This window comes from Microvirga sp. HBU67558 (genome assembly GCF_018069605.1).
GTDB classification, from domain to species: domain Bacteria; phylum Pseudomonadota; class Alphaproteobacteria; order Rhizobiales; family Beijerinckiaceae; genus Microvirga; species Microvirga terrae.
Genome location: NZ_JAGPUP010000199.1, coordinates 1 through 462, shown reverse-complemented (window position 1 = coordinate 462; position 462 = coordinate 1). Strand labels below are relative to the sequence as shown.

The following is a 462-nucleotide window of genomic DNA, read 5'->3' as shown; positions in this document are numbered from 1 at the left end:
CGTGTCAGGAGATTGTAGGCCGCGGCATGCTGGCCGTGTCGGGTCGGGCAGCACACATAAACGGTTGCCGGGCCGCTGATATCGACCCGCTCAGAGGTACTGATGTTCCGATGGGCCGCCCACTGGCCGCGCGGATTGCCGGAAACCCAGGATGTCTCGGGAGTATGAAAGGGCGCCAGCCGTTGCACGATCGCATCATGGATTACCCGACGGCGCTCATCGGAAAGAGCCGCGTAGGCGCGCAATTCGAATAATGCCCTCGGGCTCCCGGAGCTGTCGGCGGCGGCAACATAATCAGCAGCTTGATCGTCAAGACGGTGCTCGATGAGGACCGTGCACAGTCCCATCAAGGTCGGCTCGGCCAAACGCAGTCCGCCGTTCGCGACCTGAGCGGTGGCGAGCTCCAGCAGGCCCCAAAGAGCGGAGATCGCTTCCTGCTCGATGGTGTCGTTGCCATCGTTC

At 63.0% G+C, this 462-nt stretch carries 1 protein-coding gene; it reads right to left on the bottom strand.

Going from position 1 to position 462, the window contains the following annotated elements:
• On the bottom strand, positions 1-462 hold a 462-nt coding region (locus KBI52_RS00825; RefSeq protein WP_210804785.1), incomplete at both ends, for a hypothetical protein.